Annotated in this window: 16 protein-coding genes; 6 read left to right on the top strand and 10 right to left on the bottom strand. The window is 44.8% G+C overall.

Features of this window, described 5'->3' with window-relative positions; all coding sequences use genetic code 11:
• Nucleotides 1–11 precede the first annotated feature (11 nt).
• The 4 genes from FHS68_RS23190 to ettA form a co-directional block, all read right to left on the bottom strand.
• The gene (locus tag FHS68_RS23190; RefSeq protein WP_208408406.1) at nt 12–1592 is read right to left on the bottom strand and encodes an OmpA family protein; all 1581 of its coding nucleotides are present in this window, start codon (nt 1590–1592) and stop codon (nt 12–14) included.
• 13 nt (nt 1593–1605) lie between these two features.
• A complete protein-coding gene (locus tag FHS68_RS23185) occupies nt 1606–2202 on the bottom strand; it encodes an LOG family protein (RefSeq protein WP_167275584.1) in 597 nt (198 codons plus the stop codon).
• A 49-nt stretch (nt 2203–2251) separates the two neighbouring features.
• Nucleotides 2252–3634 (bottom strand): UDP-N-acetylmuramate--L-alanine ligase, encoded by a 1383-nt coding sequence (locus FHS68_RS23180; protein WP_167275582.1) that lies wholly within the window; start codon nt 3632–3634, stop codon nt 2252–2254.
• A 112-nt stretch (nt 3635–3746) separates the two neighbouring features.
• Nucleotides 3747–5414, bottom strand: coding sequence for an energy-dependent translational throttle protein EttA (gene ettA, locus FHS68_RS23175; RefSeq protein ID WP_167275579.1), 1668 nt, complete (start codon nt 5412–5414; stop codon nt 3747–3749).
• 69 nt (nt 5415–5483) lie between these two features.
• Here ettA and FHS68_RS23170 point away from each other — a divergent pair, with 69 nt between their 5' ends.
• A complete protein-coding gene (locus tag FHS68_RS23170; RefSeq protein WP_167275576.1) occupies nt 5484–6773 on the top strand; it encodes a DUF349 domain-containing protein in 1290 nt (429 codons plus the stop codon).
• Here FHS68_RS23170 and FHS68_RS23165 read toward each other — a convergent pair whose 3' ends face one another.
• A complete protein-coding gene (locus tag FHS68_RS23165) occupies nt 6774–7793 on the bottom strand; it encodes a LacI family DNA-binding transcriptional regulator (RefSeq protein WP_167275574.1) in 1020 nt (339 codons plus the stop codon). It lies immediately after the preceding gene.
• Between the two features lie 278 nt (nt 7794–8071).
• On the opposite strand from FHS68_RS23165, the gene FHS68_RS23160 reads away from it, so the two are divergent.
• From FHS68_RS23160 to FHS68_RS23140, 5 genes are all read left to right on the top strand, one after another.
• Nucleotides 8072–8683: an RNA polymerase sigma-70 factor gene (locus FHS68_RS23160; RefSeq protein ID WP_167275572.1), complete on the top strand. Its 612-nt coding sequence runs from the start codon at nt 8072–8074 to the stop codon at nt 8681–8683.
• 167 nt (nt 8684–8850) lie between these two features.
• Nucleotides 8851–10041 (top strand): mannonate dehydratase, encoded by a 1191-nt coding sequence (uxuA, locus tag FHS68_RS23155; protein ID WP_167275569.1) that lies wholly within the window; start codon nt 8851–8853, stop codon nt 10039–10041.
• Nucleotides 10042–10061: 20 nt separating this feature from the next.
• Entirely contained in the window at nt 10062–11486 is a 1425-nt protein-coding gene (uxaC, locus tag FHS68_RS23150) for a glucuronate isomerase (RefSeq protein ID WP_167275566.1), read from the top strand.
• Between the two features lie 62 nt (nt 11487–11548).
• Nucleotides 11549–12544, top strand: a complete 996-nt coding sequence (locus tag FHS68_RS23145) for a sugar kinase (RefSeq protein WP_167275564.1) — start codon at nt 11549–11551, stop codon at nt 12542–12544.
• 19 nt (nt 12545–12563) lie between these two features.
• Complete coding sequence (locus FHS68_RS23140) at nt 12564–13226, top strand: bifunctional 4-hydroxy-2-oxoglutarate aldolase/2-dehydro-3-deoxy-phosphogluconate aldolase (RefSeq protein ID WP_167275561.1); 663 nt, start codon at nt 12564–12566, stop codon at nt 13224–13226.
• Between the two features lie 11 nt (nt 13227–13237).
• Here the strand turns inward: FHS68_RS23140 and FHS68_RS23135 are convergent, their stop codons facing one another.
• The 5 genes from FHS68_RS23135 to rseP all read right to left on the bottom strand — a co-directional run bounded on the left by FHS68_RS23135 (nt 13238) and on the right by rseP (nt 19908).
• A complete protein-coding gene (locus FHS68_RS23135; RefSeq protein ID WP_167275559.1) occupies nt 13238–13789 on the bottom strand; it encodes a Uma2 family endonuclease in 552 nt (183 codons plus the stop codon).
• Complete coding sequence (locus FHS68_RS23130) at nt 13789–15270, bottom strand: tagaturonate reductase (RefSeq protein WP_167275556.1); 1482 nt, start codon at nt 15268–15270, stop codon at nt 13789–13791. Before FHS68_RS23130 ends, FHS68_RS23135 begins: the two co-directional genes overlap by 1 nt.
• A gap of 113 nt (nt 15271–15383) precedes the next feature.
• On the bottom strand, nt 15384–17900 hold the full coding sequence (gene lon / locus FHS68_RS23125; protein WP_167275553.1) for an endopeptidase La: 2517 nt from the start codon (nt 17898–17900) through the stop codon (nt 15384–15386).
• Between the two features lie 132 nt (nt 17901–18032).
• The gene (locus tag FHS68_RS23120; RefSeq protein WP_167275550.1) at nt 18033–18593 is read right to left on the bottom strand and encodes a DUF6702 family protein; all 561 of its coding nucleotides are present in this window, start codon (nt 18591–18593) and stop codon (nt 18033–18035) included.
• Nucleotides 18571–19908: an RIP metalloprotease RseP gene (gene rseP, locus FHS68_RS23115; protein WP_167275548.1), complete on the bottom strand. Its 1338-nt coding sequence runs from the start codon at nt 19906–19908 to the stop codon at nt 18571–18573. Before rseP ends, FHS68_RS23120 begins: the two co-directional genes overlap by 23 nt.
• Between the last annotated feature and the right edge of the window lie 63 nt (nt 19909–19971).

Raw genomic sequence — 19971 nt, 5'->3', positions numbered from 1 at the left:
CCTGCTGCCTATTATTTTTTTAAAATCTTGAATTCGACACGGCGATTTTGCTGTTGACCTTCTGGCGTGTCATTTTTGGCTACCGGAACGGTTTCACCATATCCTTTACTGGCAACGCGATCCGGCTCAGTGCCTTTTCCTATGAGATATTCCCTTACCGAATCAGCCCGGTCTTGAGAAAGTTTGAGGTTAAATTCGGCGCTACCGGTGTTGTCTGTATGCCCGCCCAATTCAATGGTGAGTGTTTTATTCTCGGACATTGAAATGGCGATCCGGTTCAGCTCGGGAAATGATTCGTTGCTTAATGCAGATTTACCTGTTGCAAAGAAAATATTGTTCAATCTCACAATCTGCCCTTCCTCGATCGGAATCAGTTTCAGCAATTTGTTTGTGATCTCTCTAAAACCTTTGTCTTTTCCGCTTTCGGTAGAGTCGCTGAGATCAATATTTTCGCCTTCGGCAATGAAGTTGGGCGCTACTGCCCGCCAGCTATATTTTTGACCATAAGGGAGTACTATTTTATATTCACCCGTTGTTGGGTTTGTGGTAGCAGTACCAACTTCCTCACCGTCTGCAAGATTTTCATAAATGATCGTCGCTTCAATAGGCTTTCCGGTTTTGGAATCAATCACTTTTCCGCTGATCATGACCACCGGATCTGCGGTGGGAATATTAGCAACAGGGGCCTCAGTGGTGTCACCAGGCGCAGGTTTTGGACGCAGATTGTAACGAACCACATCGCCTTTACCCTCAGTGTCTTTAAACGAAACCATATAAGCGTAATCTCCCAATGCCGAAATCGTGTAATAAGCATCATAACCGTCGGAATTGATTGCAGCACCGAGGTTAACCGGCCGGCTCCATCGTTTCCAGGATTTATCGATGCGCTTGCTATAATAAATGTCATTACTGCCCTGGCCACCTTTTCGGTCGCTTGAAAAATAAATAGTAACACCATCAGGAGCAAGGAAAGGCGTGGTTTCAGTGAATTCCTCTGTATTGATCTCCGGTCCGAGATTCAGCGGTTTAGACCATTCTCCATTTTTTTGTTTAAAACTGACATACATATCGTCTGTTTTGCTGTTCTTTTTTTCACTGAATGACATAACAAGTGCCTTTCCGTCAGTAGACAAATATCCGCAGTCAAACTGCCCTTTACTGATCTTGCTGTAACCTGGTAGTTCTATTTTATTCGGAGCGGACCAGCCGCGTGCGGTCTTTTTACTTGTAGAAAAACCGCGGGTTTCATAAACGCCATTTTTATATGAACCCTTCACGAGCAATGTATTTCCATCCGGCGTAATGCTGTATAAACTGTTGTAATCTTCTTTATTCAATGGCGGAGGAAGGCGCCTGGCTTGTGTCCATTTATCATTCTTCAACTCCGAAAACCAAATATCCTGGCTTCCTTTTGGCCCATGTGTATTTTGCGGATGGCTTATCCTTGAAAAATAAACGGTTTTACCATCCGGAGAGATGATAGGGCTTATTTCATTATACTCTGTATTGACCGTTTTCCCAAGGTTTTCCAGTTGTGCGCTGGCACAAAAGGAAATAGACCAGACAAGAATAATTAAGAATAAAATACGCATTGAAGGGAGGTGATTAGTTATTATCAACATACAACGACCTGTCCAATGGCTTATTTCCCTGATTTTCCAAACGGTAGATTTCCATTTTTTCCAGCAGCGTCGCTGCGTCGTCGGACATCACCAGGAGTTTGCGATTGTCGGGATGTAAAAATCCTTCGTCGACCATTTTATCCAATTGTAAAAGGAGCAGATCATAATATCCATTGACATTTAAAATACCTACCGGCCCCTGGAAAATGCGAAGTTGTGCCCAGGTAAGTATTTCAAAAAGTTCGTCAAAAGTGCCATATCCGCCCGGTAACGTAATTACGCCGTCAGACATAGAGACCATTTTTGCTTTCCGTTCGTGCATCGTATCCACAAAGTGAAGCTCGGAAAGCGTTTTATGTGCATTTTCAAGTTTAGCCAGAAAATTAGGGATAATACCTGTTACAAAGCCATTATTATCCATGGCACCGTCAGCAACCCGACCCATCAGCCCCATATTACCACCGCCGTAAATCAGCTTGATATTTCTTTTGGCCAGCTCAACACCGAGCGCGTAGGCTGACTCTGCATAAACAGGCTTCTTGCCCGCATTTGAACCGCAATAAACAACAATGGACTGCATTGTTTTCGAAATTTAGATTATGTGTAGTTTCAAAAATAACAAATTGTGATTAGGAAAGAATTTCCAATGCCAGACCTTTAAAATCAAGTTCTCCAAATGTGCCCGAACTCATTAACAGTAAATTGGTGTCTTTCCAGGCCAGTGATTCTAAGAAGGCAGCCAGCTCACCAGAATCCGTAAAAACATTCAAATCATCTCTTTTGAACGCCTCACGGATATCATCTTCCGAAATCGGTTCAAGTCTTTTGTGTTCAACAGTAAGTGGATTGTAATAAACGACGGCAATGTCAGCTGCTTTGAGTTTTCTTCTGTACTGCTTCAAAAACGCCTTATTCAAACTGCTGAATGTATGCAGCTCCGCGCACGCAACCAATGTACGTTCAGGAAATTGCTCCTTTAATGCTGAAGTTGTCGCCTCAACTTTGGAAGGTGCGTGGGCGAAATCGCGGTAAATGTTCACCGAATCATTGCTGCCCAATAACTCCAGTCTTTTCGAAGCGCCTTTGAATGACTGGATTGCCAGATAAAATTCTTCATCCGTAATCCCAAGTCTTTCACAAATGGCCCGGGCGCCGCTGACATTTTTCATATTGTGGTTCCCAAAAACCAGAACGGGGATTTCTCCCTGCTCAGCAGTAATCAGGATCGTCTTGCCGTTTTCAATTTTATTGGGATGCACATTGTAAGGCTCGCTGATTACATCTGGTCGCTCCTTTTGCCCAATGACATTGAGCATATCATCCGTTTCATCGAAAATGATCGCCCCGGCTTTGGGCAAAGAATCGGCAAGCAGCTCAAATTGCTTTACATATGATTCCCAGGTTGGGAATACATTAAAATGGTCCCAGGCGATACCGCTTATCAAGGCCATATGCGGCTCGTAATGCATGAATTTAGGGGTAGGATCTATCGGAGAAGTAAAATATTCATCGCCTTCGATCACAATCAGCGGAGCCGTTTCCGATAATTTCACCATGTTCTCAAAGCCTTCGACCTGCGCACCCACCAGATAGTTGAAAATCCGTTTGTTGAATTTCAAAACGTGGAGGATCATGGACGTAATCGTTGTTTTGCCATGGCTTCCGGCAATAACAACGCGCTGTTTGTTCTGGCTTTTCTCAAAAATATATTCCGGATATGAGTAAACTTTAATCCCCATCTCACGAGCCTTCGCTAACTCAGGATTATCCTGCCGTGCATGCATTCCTAAAATTACAGCGTCGAGATCCGAAGAAATTTTGTCTGTAAACCATCCGGTTTTTGATGGTAGCAAACCATGTTTAGACAGGCGGTCGGAAGATGGCTCATAAATTTCATCATCCGATCCCGTAACATTGAATCCTTGTAAATGAAGCTCAATCGCAAGATTATGCATGACGCTACCACCGATCGAAATAAAATGGATTTTAGGTAAAGATGGAATTTGACTCATTGAAGATTTGAAACTGTTTCAGTGCGAAAGTTAGCAAGAATTGATCTTTGAGCCAATTGCAACAAAAAAGGATTCGATATCATATCGAACCCTTTCTCGCGGCGCCGACTTACTAGGCCAGCTTTTTGTATTTAATCCTTTTAGGCGCAGACTCGGTTCCAAGTCGCTTGCGCCGGTTCTCTTCATATTCTGAGAAATTACCTTCAAACCAATACACCTGAGAATCACCCTCGAAAGCCAGGATATGTGTAGCTACACGGTCCAGGAACCACCGGTCGTGGGAAATGATCACGGCGCATCCCGCAAAATTTTCGAGCCCCTCTTCCAATGCGCGCAAGGTGTTAATGTCAAGATCATTGGTCGGTTCATCCAATAGAAGCAGGTTACCGCCTTCCTTTAATGTCATCGCCAGATGCACCCGGTTGCGTTCTCCACCGGAAAGGTTACCTACCTTTTTTTCCTGATCTCCGCCGCCAAAGTTGAATCGGCTCACATAAGCACGGGCATTGGATTGTTTTCCGGCGATCATGATCCAATCATTACCATCCGCAATGCTTTGGTACACCGTTTTGTTGGCGTCCAGATTATCATGTTCCTGATCCACATAAGCCAATTCCACGGTGTCACCCACATCGAAATGACCTGTTAACGGTTTCAGTTGTCCTGTGATCAGTTTGAAAAGCGTCGTTTTCCCCGCGCCGTTGGGCCCGATAATCCCGACTATACCATTAGGAGGCAATGCAAAACTCAGGTTTTCATATAAGAGCCGGTCGCCAAATCCCATAGACACATTGTGCGCTTCAATTACCTTATTGCCAAGACGAGGCCCTGCCGGAATAAAAATTTCCAATTTATCTTCTTTCTCGCGGCCTTCCTCCCCTAACAACCGCTCGTATGCACCCAAACGTGCCTTGGATTTTGCCTGACGGCCTTTCGCCCCCATTCTCACCCATTCCAATTCACGTTGCAAAGTTTTCTGGCGTTTGGATTCGGTTTTTTCTTCTTTTTTCAAGCGCTCCTGTTTTTGTTCAAGCCAGGAAGTGTAATTGCCTTTCCAGGGTATTCCCTCGCCGCGGTCAAGCTCCAAAATCCAGCCTGCAACATTGTCCAGGAAATATCTATCGTGGGTTACTGCGATCACAGTGCCCTTATATTGCCTTAGATGTTCTTCGAGCCAGAGTACTGATTCGGCATCAAGGTGGTTGGTAGGCTCATCGAGCAAAAGCACATCGGGCTGGCGCAAAAGCAGTCTGCAAAGTGCAACCCTGCGTTTCTCACCGCCCGATAGTGTGGAAACCGACGCATCAGAAGGCGGGCAGCGAAGTGCGTCCATGGCTATTTCCAGCCTGTTGTCCAGATTCCAGGCATCAGCAGCATCCAGTTTCTCCTGTACTTCCCCCTGGCGTTCCAGTAATTTATCAAAATCGGCATCTTCCTCGCCGAAAGCTTCATTGATCTGATCGAACTCTTTGAGCAGGTTTACAATTTCTTGCACACCCTCTTCTACAACTTCTTTGACAGTCTTATTTGCGTCTAATTTGGGTTCTTGTTCGAGCATTCCTACGGAATAGCCGGGAGAGAACACAACGTCACCCTGTATGTCTTTGTCAATGCCTGCGATCACACGGAGGAGTGTGGACTTACCTGAACCATTTAAACCTAAAACCCCGATTTTTGCACCATAAAAAAAGGATAGATAGATGTTTTTGATAATATGCCGGTTTGGAGGAATGATTTTGTTAACCCCCGACATTGAGAAAATAATGTTTTCGTTACTCATTTTTTGTTTAATTTGTGCGTAACAAATATCGTTATTATCCCTACACTTAGCAGATAAAAAATTGGAAGAATGGAAAATGCCACATTGAATGATGAATACGGCTACGTCAAAGACAGCAAAGTATTTTTAAAGGGGTACCTGGAATTCCCCGACCGGCAAATTGGAGAAGTAAAAAGGACAGAGCAGGAAGCGATCGACTATTTTAAGAATCGTTTCAACATCGTATTGAACAAAGTTGAGCAACTGGAACAGGAGATAGACGAAGCGCTGAACAAGGGCTCGTATCTCACCAAACTGATACAATTGCAACGTAAGCTTAAAGGTTTTGATGCACTCGGCGACTTTGTCCCTTTGCTGCATAGGCTGGAAGAGAAAGAGGAGTATCTGAAGGGATTGATCGAGGTTAACCAACTCAAAAACCTGGAAATCAAGAGGGCTTTGATTGAGGATGTGAAGGTTGCGGCGGCCATTGAAGATTATGCAGCGGCCACCGACCAAATTCAGGAGATTAAAGCCAAATGGATACGTACTGGTCCTGTTGAGAAAGAGTATCAGGAAGAAGTTGAGACCACTTTTCAGCAGATCCTGGACGACTTTTTCCAACGTCGTCGTGATTACTTTGACGAGCAGAATAAGATCAACCAGTATCGTATAGAGGAGTATGAAAAGTTGATCAAAATCACAAAAACGCTCAGCTACTCACGTGACCTGGACGATGCTTATGCAAAAGCCAGAGACGTTCGTAATGCCTGGAACAATATTGGAGAAGTACCGCCAAAGCGCTTTTTTAAGGTTAATAAGGCTTACAGGCACTTCCTTAAGTTGTTCTACGACAAATACAATCTCGCAAAAGGAATTGAGCCGAAAGTTCGGGTTGACCCACGGATTTTAGAGCAGCAGAAACTATTGCAACAAGCAGAAACACTTTTAAGAGGCCCGGATATCATCGAAGCTTCACAGGAAGCGAAAGTGCTGTTAAGCAAATGGAAAGAGATCAAAATTCCATTTAAAATGGCAGATAAGGAGCTTGCCGAACGTTTCAGAATGGTTTGTGACAAGATTTTTGAGCTCAGCTATCTTGCCCGTGTGATCAGTCGCAAATATCCCGCTTTCGAAATGAAAAGTCAGGAAGAGCAGCTAAGAACAAAATACAGGGAGTTGGAGTGGCTTGCCAAACGTGAAAAAAGCGATCTTGAATTTGCGATCCTGGAATTCGACAGAACGGCAACAGGTGATCCTGAAATCGACAAGCAAGCCGCCGGTCGGATCAACATTCAAAAGCGCAAAGTGCAGATGAAAGAGCGCATCCTATCTGAGTTCGACAGAAAGTTGAAATCGATTACGGGTAATGTAGGATAGTTATTTTAAGGAGGATTTATTAATAACAATATTGGATTGCAATACCCTGGTCTCGAATTCGACCAGGGTATTTTTGCTTTCAATGAGGTCCAGCAGCAGTGAGGTCGCTTGTTGACCCATTTCAAACGAAGGCTGCGTAATCGAACTTACCGGCGGGTCGAGTAACGACGACATGGCCAGGTCGCAAAACCCAATGACTGCGACATCGTCCGGCATTTTATAGCCCAATTGACGCAACGCAGAATGTATACCCATGGTCAGGCGATCGCTGGCTCCAAAAATAGCATCGGGCCTTTCACGCAAAGCCATTAACTGATAAGTCCTTTCAGTACCGCCCGCCTGGTTAATTTCCGTGTGCAATACCCATTCTTCCTGAAAATCGATACCGTATTTTTTCAAAGCATCCTTATAACCTTCCAGTCTGAAACGGGTGATTGAAACTGCCTTAGGGCCCGCAATGTGTGCGATTCTGCGGCAACCTCTTTGGATCAGATGTTCCGTTGCTTCAAATGCACCCTTGTAATCATCAATCCGCACCTTATGGGTTTGCATGGCATCACTGACCCGATCGAAAAGGACGACCGGAATTCCCTGCTCCTGCAATGAAACAAAGTGATCGACATTTTCCGATTGACTTGAAATGGCAACCACCAGGCCGTCAACACGCCTGGAAGCAATATGGCGGGAAGCTGAACGCTCCCTTTCGAGCAGTTCGTGACTTTGGTAAATCATGGTATGATAGCCGCGGCTATATGCAATATCCTCAACTCCGCCGATCGCAGACGAATAAAAACGGTTTGCAATGTCTGGAACAATAACCCCGATTGTCTGTGTGCGGTTTTTGAGCAGGCTGATCGCAATCGGGTTGGGATAATAGTTGAGTTTCTCTGCCAGATCGATGACTTTTTTCTTGGTTTCTTCACTGATTTCGCTGCTATCCCGCAATGCCCGCGAAACCGTCGATTTTGATATGTTAAGCTGCCTGGCAATCTCTTTAATGGTAATCGAAACTTTTTTCATCGGGAATATGAGAATAATGCAATCATACTATATTTTCTAAAAATTAACCGATTGGGCCTGGTTGCACAAATTACTCAAATACATGCAGGGTTCCGGGAAAATTTACGCAACCGGGAACGGTTCCGGGAACGGTTGCGTAAATTAATTGCTTTTTTTCAAGATTAATTTTTGCGTATCAACGAATCTATGGTTAACTAGGTTTACTCTTGACGGGACAATCGTACCCGGCACCACTACACATCCAGGAAATTTTCTATAACTCACCTAGCTTAATTTAAATGGAAGCGCAAGCATTTACCAACACAGTGAAGTCTGTCTACTCGCAAAAGAATGTACTGGAAAATCTGTTTGGCAGGGTGGTGGCAACCGGGGACTACTATGCTTTCCGGGAGTTGTTTACAAATCACTACCGCTCCCTTTGCAACTATGCCATGCGGGTTGTGGTAACCCGGGAAATTGCCGAAGAAGTGGTTTCGGATGTCTTTGTAAAACTTTGGAAAAATCGCGAACAGATTGAGGTTCATACTTCATTTCAAGCTTACATTTACAGGGCTGTACGCAACCAGGCGCTGGATTATCTTAAATTGCGGGTGCATCGCCAGAATGAAAGGGAGTCGCTGGAATCGGTACAATGGAACCTAAGCCACGCCGACCATTTCTCGCCGGTGGAAGAGCTATCCTTCAATGAGTTTTACGCGCATATCGAAGGCTGTATTCAGGCATTACCACGTCAATGCCAACTGATTTTCAGGTTGAGCAGAGAGGAAGGCCTCCGATACCGCGACATTGCCGAACGTCTGAAAATTTCAGTCAAAACCGTAGAAACACAAATGAGCCGGGCATTAAAGGTTTTAAGAGAAAGGGTACCGGAGCATAGGTTGGTAGCATAAAGCTCTAAGCTATTAGCTGTTAGCTGTTAGCTGCGGGGGGGGAGTTCCTGATGAAGATGCCTTTGAATTATATTGGGATACCATTATTAACCTGCGATTTGAGCCGTAAGGCCATAAAGCAAATATCAAAAAAAGCTAAAAGCTAACAGCTTACAGCTTAAAAACAAATGGCATTAGAACAAACCTGGCGCTGGTTCGGTCCTAACGATCCTGTTTCATTGCAAGACATTCGCCAGGCAGGCGCTTCTGGAATCGTAACTGCATTGCATCATATTCCAAACGGCACAGTCTGGGAAATTGCTGCTATTCAGGAACGAAAGGAATTGATTGAATCCGCAGGACTTTCATGGTCGGTTGTAGAGAGCGTCCCGGTTCATGAGACGATCAAAACCCGAACAGGTGATTTTGAAAAACACATAAAAAATTACCAGCAGACTTTATATAACCTTGGCCAGTGTGGCATTGACACGGTATGCTACAACTTCATGCCTATCCTAGACTGGACACGGACTGATCTGGACGCACCAATGAAAGATGGGTCCACAGGGTTGAGATTTGACGCAACACATTTTGCTGCTTTTGACCTTTATCTTTTGAACAGGCAGGAGGCTGGTGAATTATACAGCGAAGAGCAAAAAGCAAAAGCGAAAAGCTGGCTGGATAATGCTTCTGAGGCCGAAATCCATAAGCTAACCCGCAACATCATAGCCGGATTACCTGGCTCTGAGGAAAGTTTTACAATTGAAGAGTTTCGAAAAGTACTGGATACTTATCGGAATGTCGGAGACCTGGAATTAAGGACACATTTGTACCAGTTTATCCAGGCAATTGGACCTGTTACCCAAGAAGCGGGCATCAGGCTGGCTATCCATCCCGACGATCCGCCGTATCCGATTCTGGGCCTGCCAAGGGTGGTAAGTACCGAAAATGATGCCGTTATGCTGCTCGAAGCATATGACAACCAGACGAATGGCATTTGTTTTTGTACTGGATCATACGGCGTGAGGCCGGACAATGATCTCGCAGGCATGGTAAACAGGCTGGGAAGCAGGATACATTTTATTCACCTTCGTGCCACCAGACGCGAACATGACGGCAGTTTTTACGAGGCTGATCATCTGGCCGGCGATGTAGATATGTACAGTGTGATGAAAGCATTGGTATTGGAGCAAAAAAGGCGGATAGCAGAGGGAAGAAAAGATCTTCGGATGCCCTTTCGCCCCGATCACGGCCACCGCATGCTCGACGATCTGTCTGCAACTAAAAGAACAAATCCCGGATACACCGCCATTGGCAGGTTGCGGGGACTGGCTGAATTAAGGGGTTTGGAATATGGTATTGAAAGGGGGCAGGCATAAAAGTGATAATCTGATAAGAAATGGCAACAATAGCTACTGCACAAAAAACTTTCATCTCGGAGGATTTCCTCCTTCGTTCAGAAACCGCGCGCATCCTTTATCATGACTATGCAAAGGAGATGCCCATCATTGATTATCACTGCCATCTACCTCCCGATCAGATCGCTGAGGATAAGCAGTTCGATAACCTCACGCAGATATGGCTTTATGGCGACCATTATAAGTGGCGGGCAATGCGGGCCAACGGGATTAATGAAAAGTATTGCACAGGCGATGCCGGCGATTGGGAGAAATTTGAACAGTGGGCAACAACGGTGCCGTACACCATGCGCAATCCGCTCTATCACTGGACGCACCTGGAATTGCTTCGCTATTTTGATATTGATATTTTATTAAATAAAGACTCCGCGAGAGAGATTTACGACGAATGTTCAGCCAGGTTAAAACAGCCGGAGTTTTCGGTTAAAAACTTACTCACCCGGTTGAATGTGAAGGTAATCTGTACGACCGACGATCCAACTGACGCGCTGCAATATCACAAACAGATTAGTGACAGCGATTTCGAAATTAAGGTACTTCCCACTTTTCGGCCCGATAAGTCTATGTTACTGATCGATTCTCCGGAAGATTTAAAACAATACCTCTCCAAACTGGGGCAAACATCCGGACTAGGAGAGATTAAAACTTATGAAGACCTGCTCGCGGCTTTACGAAACCGACACGATTTCTTTGCCTCAATGGGCGGAAAGCTTTCCGATCATGGTTTGGAACATATTTATGCTTCTTATGACGAAGCGGCTGCGAAGGAAGCATTAAATCTTGCATTAAATGGGCAGCTTGCGTCGGAATCCCAGAGAACTGCATTCAAATCCGCATTGCTGTATGAATTGGCGAAAATGGACCATGCCAAGTCGTGGACACAGCAGTTTCACCTTGGCGCATTGCGTAACAATAATACCCGCATGCTCCGGGAAACCGGACCAGATACTGGCTGGGATTCCATTGGAGATTATAGCCAGGCACAGGCATTATCAAAGTTTTTTAACAAACTCGATTCCACCAATCAACTGGCGAAAACGATTTTGTACAACCTAAATCCAGCTGATAATGAAGTACTAGCAACCATGACAGGCAATTACAATGATGGTAGCGTGGCCGGAAAAATGCAGTTTGGCTCCGGATGGTGGTTTTTAGATCAGAAGGACGGCATGGAGCGACAGATGAATGCATTGTCCAACATGGGAATTTTGAGCCGGTTTGTCGGAATGCTTACCGATTCAAGAAGCTTTTTATCCTACCCAAGACACGAATATTTCCGTCGGATATTGTGCAATTTAATTGGTAACGATGTGGAAAACGGAGAGCTGCCCAATGACATTCCGTGGCTTGGAAAAACGGTGGAGGACATTTCCTATCACAATGCGAGCCGGTACTTTGGATTTTAGAAACAATCAACTACTTTCCAGGACCTGAGCCGAAACGTTTGGTACACAGGCAATAAAAAAATATGGCTCAAATAGTCTCTTTTGGAGAAGTCCTCATGCGGCTTTCCACTCCCGGTTTTTCACGTTTCGAACAAGCCCGTCAATTCAATGTTACTTATGCAGGTGGCGAAGCAAATGTTGCCACAGCATTGTCGTTTTGGGGACATCACGCGGCCCACGTTACCCGTTTCCCCGATTCACCCATTGGCAGGGCTGCTACCCAATATCTGAATTTCCTGGGAGTTGATACCTCACATATAATCTATGGTGCTTCCCGGATGGCTGTTTATTTTCTGGAAACCGGCGTTGCGATGCGTGGAAGTCAGATTGTATACGATCGCGCCAATTCTTCACTGGCTGAAATTGATCCGAAAGAATTGGATTGGGACGTTATCTTAAAAGATGCCAAATGGTTTCACTGGGCAGGCATCACACCAGCGTTATCCCAAGGTGCAGCGGACGCATTGCTGGACGCGATCCAAACAGCACGCAAATATGGAATTACCGTTTCAGGAGATATTTTTTATCGGGCCAATCTTTGGAAATATGGTAAAAGGCCCTCTGAAATCCTGCCTGAACTAGCCGCGGGAACGGATGTGGTTATTGCAAACAGTGAAAACATTAAAGAGATTTTCGGGATTGGAGGAAACGATTTTGTCGAATCCTGCGTCAACTTACAAAAGGCATATCCACAGGTAAGCCTGGTAGTGGATACCAAGAGGACATCAATAAGTGCCTCTCACAATTTGTTGAGAGCTTATTTGTGGAATGGAACCGATATTTTGGAAACCAATGACATTGACATTAATCCGATTATCGACAGAGTAGGAGGAGGGGATGCATTCATCGCAGGGTTGATCCATGGATTAATTTCTTTTAATGATCAGCAAAAAGCATTGGAATTTGGCGTTGCAGCATCTGCATTAAAACATACCATTGAGGGCGATGCATTAATTTCCACCATTGCCGAGGTAGAGGCGATCAGGCAGGGCGAAACATCCGGAAGAATCAAAAGATAATAGCGAATTAACCCATATTATGGACAGAGAAACGACATTGATATTGATAAATGAGATTGGCATTGTCCCTCTATTTTATCATGCTGATATAGAAATTGCCAAGGAAGTGATCAATGCAAGCTACCGTGGTGGCGCACGGGCATTTGAGTTTACCAATCGTGGCGAGAATGCATATAATGTTTTTACAGCACTTCTGGCCTATACCAAAGAAAGCCTGCCGGGACTTTCACTAGGTATCGGCACTATTTTCGATGTCGAAACAGCTCAGAAATTCATTGATGCTGGGACTGATTTCATAGTAACCCCTTTCTTTAATCCCGAAGTTGGCGCTGCATGCTTAAGGGCCAATATTCCCTGGATACCAGGCGTTTCGACACTCACAGAAATTTACAATGCACAACAGGCCGGCGCAGAAGTCGTAAAGTTGTTCCCGGGTGAAGTTGTAGGGTCCGCTTTTGTAAGAGCAATCCGAGGGCCCATGCCAAAGATTAAAATCATGGTCACTGGGGGCGTTCAGCCTACGCGTGAAAGCATTAACGAATGGTTTGGAGCCGGAGCTTATGCAGTTGGCCTGGGATCCAATCTATTTCCAAAAGACGTAGTTGCCGAAGGCAACTTCCCCTGGATCGAGCAAAAAGTAGCTGAAAGTATTGCGTTGGTAAAGGAGTTTCGGCAGGGGTAATTGGAAAGGATCTAAAATTCAAGAATATTACTCAGCCTTACAGAAAAGTCGTTCAGGACAATTCCTCCAGACAGAATTTCTTCAAATTTTAATGTATAAGAAGCTTTTCCAGGCTCATAAATGTATGTTATCTGTTGATCCGTGCAGATAAGCCAGGCAAGTTTTACGCCATTTTCGATCCATTTGGACATTTTGGTCTGAAGATCGGAAAGGCTATCAGTCTCAGATTTTAACTCAATGATAAGATCTGGTGCCAGGTGAGGAAAAGACTTCTTTTCCGCCATACTTAGTGCATTCCAGCGATCGATCCTGATCCAGGCGACATCCGGAACACGCATGGAAGAATCTGCGAGAAAATAACCTCCGTTGGATTCCAATACTTTTCCAGCTTTATACTTGCGGTTCCAGATTCCGATTTCGGTGATTAACTCGCTATTGTTTGAACTGCTGATCGCAAAGGTGGGTATCGTTTTGATAAAGAGATGTCCGCGCTCATCCCTCTCGAAGGCTAATTCAGGATTAGCGACGCTAAATGCAATTAACTCTTCGTCATTTATCATCATTAGCTGCCACTGGCGATTACTTGCGCCATATTTTCCTTTACCGCGTCTGCAAATCCGGGCAACAATGTCAGATCAGCGCCCCACAAATCTGCATCACTTAAAACCTGATCCGCAAGTTCTAGCGGAGACGCCGCATTTTTCCATTTTTCATCGAAATAAGCTGCGGAGTCGCACCGGATTGAATAGGGCTCGCCATTTCGTTCTCCATAGTAAGCACCATCTTTATGAAAAACGGGCTTCATAAATCTCAGATATGCTGCGAATCCTTTCGCAAAAAGAAACGGGACCTGATCCGTTTTCTGATAATGGTTTAGAAGCGTAGGAATGTTACGCATCTTCATTTTGGCGGTGTATTGGACCGTTATGTCGATCAATTGATGCCTGATGAACGGATTTTTAAATCGGTCGAGAACCTGATTTCCAAATTCAGCGGTTTTAATTGGGTCCACGGGATAAGGTATCGCCGGAGCAAGTTCGTTCAACATGATATTTGTAATAAAAGCTGCGGTTTCCGTGTTTTCCATGCTTTCTCTAACGGTATTTAACCCATTCAAAAAGCACAATCCTGCGGCCAGCGTATGGGTACCATTCAACAGCCTCAGTTTAAGTTCGCGGTAAAGGTCAATGTTTGGCTCAATGACAACGCCACTATCCGCTTCCGCAAAAGTTAAAACCGCCCGAACCTGCGAATCTCCTTCAATGGCCCATAACCGGTAAACTTCCGACACAATCAGCAGATTATCCGTGAAACCCTGTTTTCCAAATAAATCATTCACAGCGTCAGCATCAGGTTTTCCCGGAACGATCCTGTCTACCAGCGAACTGCAGAAATGATTGGAATTTTCAAGCCATTGAGTAAACGATTCTTCCAGGTTATGCCTCTTCGCCTGCTCCAAAACGATAGATCGAAGCTTCGGCCCGTTTCCGACGATCAATTCGGTAGGCACAATGACCATACCTGACTCCGCGGATCCGCCTAATGCTTTGAAACGTTCATAGAGATAGGCAGTCAGCTTGCCTGGGAAGGAAGCGGGTGGTGAAGCAAAAATGTCATCATCCGTTAATTGGATACCCACCTCGGTTGTATTTGAAATGACAATTTTCAAATCAGGATTGTGTGCACAGTGGAGAATATCGGCCCAGCGGTTATTCGCTGATAATGTTCGGCTTATGGCAGAATTGATGACCATCTCATCGATCTGAGCACCATTTTCAATACCCTGAATACTATGTGAGTAAATGTTTCTTTGTTCCTCAAATGCGTCAGTACCACCACTTGCGGTCGATTTTACCACAACGATCCGTCCATTGAATATGCCTTGTTGATTGGCTTTATTGACGAAATAGTCGGGCAAGCCGCGCAGTAAAACCCCTGTTCCAAACTGAATGATCTTCTCAGGCAGTTGAAGTAATTCCAGGTGATTGTTCAGCAATTCAGGACGCTGATTCAATAAATCGGGGGAAAGCAGGGGAAGCGGCATTTTTAGTAGATATAAGTACAATAATCATGACGCCATTTTGAAATTTAAACCCCTAAAATAAAAAAGAGACACTCAAAAGCGTCTCTTTTTTATGTATTTAAAAACCGCTAATGTCAAACGCTGAGCGTAACATAACCGCTTTCTTCTTTCTCCCTTTTTTCCTCCGGAAAAATGAAATGAGTGGCGTTTTTAACCTTGTCAGGCAGAAGGGCGAAGGATAAAACTTCATCGATCTGATCAACATAATGGAAGCTGAGGTCTTTTATGTAATTGGCAGGTACCTCCTCCACATCCTTGCGGTTTTTTATGCAAAGTATGATCTCTTTCACCCCAGCACGTCGGGCTGCCAGGATTTTTTCTTTCACACCACCCACTGGAAGCACTTTCCCGCGCAATGTAATTTCACCCGTCATGGCGATAAATGGCTTAACCCTCCGCTGCGTAAATATGGATGCCATAGAAGTAACCATCGTCACCCCGGCAGACGGGCCGTCTTTTGGAACAGCGCCAGCAGGAACGTGCACATGCAGGTCGTAATGATTGAAAATTCGGTAATCGATGCCCATCCGGTCGGCATTGGCTTTAAGATAAGATAATGCTGCTACTGCCGATTCCTTCATAACATCACCCAGCTGACCGGAAAGGGTAAGATTACCTTTTCCGCGACTTAGGCTGGTCTCAATGAAGAGGATTTCTCCACCAACCGACGTCCAGGCAAGGCCTGTTACCACACCGGCAAAATCATTATCCTGATACAAATCTTTATCAAAAATTTCGGCGCCAAGATACTTCTCAACCTGCTCAGGCCTGATCGTCTTAGAATATTCCTGCTCCATTGCCACTGATTTGGCAACTTTCCGTATAACGCCTCCCACTTTTTGTTCCAGGTTCCTTACACCGGATTCCCTTGTGTAACCTTCAATGATTCGCACCAATGCGGCATCATCCATTTTGACATCCGTCGCTTTTAAGCCGTGGTCCCTGCGCTGTTTGGGCACCAGGTAACGTTTTGCGATCTGCAATTTCTCTTCGATCGTGTAACCTGTCATTTCAATGATTTCCATCCGGTCGCGCAAGGCGGGATGAATGGTATCTAATGCATTGGCCGTAGCCACAAAAAGCACTTTCGAAAGGTCGTATTCAACTTCAAGATAATTGTCTGTAAAAGATGAATTTTGCTCAGGATCAAGAACTTCCAGTAATGCAGAAGAAGGGTCTCCGCGATAATCGGAGCTTACTTTATCAATTTCGTCCAGGATAAATACCGGATTAGCAGAGCCGGCTTTTTTAATATTCTGGATAATTTTACCAGGCATTGCGCCAATGTATGTTTTCCTGTGCCCACGGATCTCGGCTTCGTCATGGACGCCTCCCAATGCCATACGGATATATTCCCGGTTCAATGCTTTTGCAATGGATTTGCCAAGAGATGTTTTACCAACCCCCGGAGGACCATACAGGCAAAGAATTGGGGCTTTCAGATTGCCTTTCAATTTAAGGACCGCCAGATATTCAATAATGCGTTCTTTGACTTTTTCAAGTCCAAAATGATCGGCATCCAGCACTTTTTGAGCTCTCATCAAATCAAAATTATCTTTGGTATATTGTCCCCAGGGCAAGTCTACAAGGGTTTCCAGATAATTCATGGTGACCGGATATTCCGGAGCCATTGGATTGATGCGCTGCAGTTTGTTTAGTTCCTTGTCAAAATGGACACGCACCTGGTTAGACCATTTTTTCTGGCTAGCTTTCAGGCGAATGTCGTCCAGGTCACGTTCCGGACTATCCATTCCCAATTCATCATGCAACACTTTAATTTGTTGCCGAAGAAAATAATCCCTTTGCTGCTGATCGATGTCAGAGCTGGCCTTTGTCTGGATTTCCCTTTTCAATTCCAGCATTTCAATCTCCCGCATCATATACTGAAGCAAAAGCGTCGCCTGCTTGTGACCATTTCTTTCTTCAAGCAATTTTTGCTTGTCGGCCACTTCCACATTGATATTGGAAGATAGAAAATGGATCAGGAAAATGGGGCTTTCAATGTTGTCAAGGGCTATTCTCGCTTCCTGAGGGATCTCGGGATTAAGCCGCATGATTTTATGAGCGCCGTCTCGGAGGGATTGCAAAAGTGCTTTGGCTTCCTTTTTGGTAGGTCCTACAAAAGAGTCGTCAATACCGCGTACTTCCGCAGTAAGATAGGGCTCTTCGCTAACGATTTTTTTGATCTCAAAACGTTGCCTTCCCTGAACGATGATCGTCACATTGCCATCCGGAAGGGTAATCATTTTCAGGATCTGCGCTACGGTGCCGACATTGAACAAATCCTCAGCAGTTGGATCCTCCTTATTGGGGATCGCCTGGGTAACAGCACCGAGTATTCTTAAATTGATGTCTGAATTCCGATATATCTTTTTTACCAGCCTGATGGCCTTCTGACGCACAACGGTTACAGGGATAACCATCCCCGGGAAAAGTACTGTTTGCCTGATAGGCAGTATTGCAAGTTCATTGGGAAGTTCAAAAGGCTCGTCGGAGCCATCGGGGCCACCAAGAGGGACAATTTCAAGTGTATCCATATCCGAATCGGACATGAGTAGCCGACTATATAAGTCAGAAGGTTCAAATTTCATAGGCGTTCTGTCAAAATGACAGATAATCTTTTCCCAATATATATAAAATGACTTTCAAAAGAAAGGATACTATACACAAAAATAGCCATGCCAACAAAGCCAGTGTCAGGCGGTTTTAGCATGCTTCAAAGGCTATAATGAGTGCAAGGTTTGGCCTTTTTTAAATAAAAAAGTTCTTTTATCAGAGGCGATTTTGATGTTGGTCATGTTGACCTGATCCTCAAAAACTTCCAGAAGTGTGCTGTTCTGCAGCTTGTAGCCTGACAGATTTCCCTGAAACGGAGCTTCCAAATATACCCAGGTTGCGTCTTCTTCCTGCTCCTTACCGACATAGTGAATCGGTACCATTCTATTTTGACTATCTGTGAAAACAAATGACCTTCTAAGGTATTGCTCAACAAAAGGATCATTCTTGTCATCGTTCGTTACCTTAAAGAGGCGCTGATCGTTGCTCTTGGACAAACCTTTTTCCAGGTCGTCGGTAAAGAGCCGGATGCTGATTTCAAATGATTTAAGCGCCGGATTGTATTGCATTTGGGTAACGGAAACATGGTACTCATGTTTAGGAGTCAGGGAAATGAAAAAGGGAGGAAGGAGGAAGGGGAGAAGGGAAAAAACGAACATGAAAGTTCTCCCTTTCCCCCTTCCTCCCTCCTCCTTCCTCCCTACATCAAAATACCGCTTTCCAGACATCGTTGAAAATTGCAAACGCCATCAGTCCAAGCAGAAGCACCATTCCGACTTTCTGCGCATTTTCAAGGAACTTATCGGAAGGTTTGCGGCCTGAGATGATTTCATAAGAAAGGATCACAGCATGACCTCCATCGAGTGCAGGAATTGGTAAAGCATTCATAAACGCAAGTACCATAGAAAGTAAGCCCGTAAGGTACCAGAAACGGCTCCAATCCCATACGCCGCCAAACATCCGTGCAATGCCGATAGGCCCGCTCAATGCTTTTGAAGCTGAGACTTCGCCTCGGAATATCTTTCCGAAACCTTTAATGTTATCAAAAACAACCTTAAATGCATCCTGCGTACCCACACCGATTGCCTGAAAAAGGGTGTATTCGACAGCTGTGTAATTCAGAAGGCTGAGTGGATAAAAACCAAGTGTACCGTCCTCAGATATGTTTGCATTAAGCGTTTTCAAGCCCGCACCCCTTTGAACGACCATTTGGGCAGGCTTTCCTTTTAATGTTTTGAGCTCAGTCTGAAGTTGGTGAAAAAATTGGATTGGCTTACCCGCAATAGAAACGACTTTATCCCCTACCATCAATCCAGCTTTTTCGGCAGGCGAAGCAGGCACGATTTCACCAATTTTGAAGGGTTCCTGAGGGCGAATAAAATTGACCCTGAAAGCTCCCTGCTCCTCGGGGCTTGACTTCGCCGAAAGTTGTTCGATAAAATTATTAGGTACTTCAATGTCTATTTCTTTGCCTTCGCGACTTACTGTGTACGAGCTATTTGTTCCGAGGAACACTTCCGAACTTACCACGTCGCTGAAATTGGAAAAAGACTTTCCATTGACCCTGACAATCTTATCGCCCGTTTTAATACCAAGTTCCTCAGCCAGCGGCCCAGCCACAATACCGTATTTGTTGACTTCTTCACGTGAAAGGATTTTGTCGCCTTCGTGATATGCAATCACGATAAAGATAAAAACGCCGACAACAACATTGACAAAGATACCTCCAAGCATTACAATCAGACGCTGCCACGCCGGTTTCGAGCGGAATTCCCAGGGCTGGGGTTCCTGGCTCATGGTAGCCGTGTCCATGGATTCGTCGATCATACCAGATATTTTCACAAAACCACCCAGCGGGATTGCGCCTATTCCGTATTCTGTTTCTCCTCTTTGAATGCTAAAAATTTTCGGTGGAAAACCGATGAAGTATTTCTCTACCCGCATTCCAAACATTTTTGCGGCTGCCATATGCCCCCACTCGTGCAATCCTACCAAAATCGACAGGCCCAGTATGAGCTGTCCCGCCATTATTAATACTTCCATTCAGGTTCCGAAATCGTTATTGTGTTATTTATTAAAACAAAAGGATGGCTCGTGGGCTCATCC

This window comes from Dyadobacter arcticus (assembly GCF_011762185.1).
In the GTDB taxonomy this organism is placed as follows: Bacteria; Bacteroidota; Bacteroidia; order Cytophagales; family Spirosomataceae; genus Dyadobacter; species Dyadobacter arcticus.
The sequence above is the reverse complement of the archived record's forward strand: the minus strand, read 5'-3'. Positions and strand labels throughout refer to the sequence as shown.

Excerpts from the sequence above, each read along its gene's own strand:
- FHS68_RS23190 (WP_208408406.1), bottom strand. The coding sequence starts at position 1,592 with ATGCGTATTTTATTCTTAATTATTCTTGTCTGGTCTATTTCCTTTTGT.
- FHS68_RS23185 (WP_167275584.1), bottom strand. The coding sequence starts at position 2,202 with ATGCAGTCCATTGTTGTTTATTGCGGTTCAAATGCGGGCAAGAAGCCT.
- FHS68_RS23180 (WP_167275582.1), bottom strand. The coding sequence starts at position 3,634 with ATGAGTCAAATTCCATCTTTACCTAAAATCCATTTTATTTCGATCGGT.
- ettA (WP_167275579.1), bottom strand. The coding sequence starts at position 5,414 with ATGAGTAACGAAAACATTATTTTCTCAATGTCGGGGGTTAACAAAATC.
- FHS68_RS23170 (WP_167275576.1), top strand. The coding sequence starts at position 5,484 with ATGGAAAATGCCACATTGAATGATGAATACGGCTACGTCAAAGACAGC.
- FHS68_RS23165 (WP_167275574.1), bottom strand. The coding sequence starts at position 7,793 with ATGAAAAAAGTTTCGATTACCATTAAAGAGATTGCCAGGCAGCTTAAC.
- FHS68_RS23160 (WP_167275572.1), top strand. The coding sequence starts at position 8,072 with ATGGAAGCGCAAGCATTTACCAACACAGTGAAGTCTGTCTACTCGCAA.
- uxuA (WP_167275569.1), top strand. The coding sequence starts at position 8,851 with ATGGCATTAGAACAAACCTGGCGCTGGTTCGGTCCTAACGATCCTGTT.
- uxaC (WP_167275566.1), top strand. The coding sequence starts at position 10,062 with ATGGCAACAATAGCTACTGCACAAAAAACTTTCATCTCGGAGGATTTC.
- FHS68_RS23145 (WP_167275564.1), top strand. The coding sequence starts at position 11,549 with ATGGCTCAAATAGTCTCTTTTGGAGAAGTCCTCATGCGGCTTTCCACT.
- FHS68_RS23140 (WP_167275561.1), top strand. The coding sequence starts at position 12,564 with ATGGACAGAGAAACGACATTGATATTGATAAATGAGATTGGCATTGTC.
- FHS68_RS23135 (WP_167275559.1), bottom strand. The coding sequence starts at position 13,789 with ATGATGATAAATGACGAAGAGTTAATTGCATTTAGCGTCGCTAATCCT.
- FHS68_RS23130 (WP_167275556.1), bottom strand. The coding sequence starts at position 15,270 with ATGCCGCTTCCCCTGCTTTCCCCCGATTTATTGAATCAGCGTCCTGAA.
- lon (WP_167275553.1), bottom strand. The coding sequence starts at position 17,900 with ATGAAATTTGAACCTTCTGACTTATATAGTCGGCTACTCATGTCCGAT.
- FHS68_RS23120 (WP_167275550.1), bottom strand. The coding sequence starts at position 18,593 with ATGTCTGGAAAGCGGTATTTTGATGTAGGGAGGAAGGAGGAGGGAGGA.
- rseP (WP_167275548.1), bottom strand. The coding sequence starts at position 19,908 with ATGGAAGTATTAATAATGGCGGGACAGCTCATACTGGGCCTGTCGATT.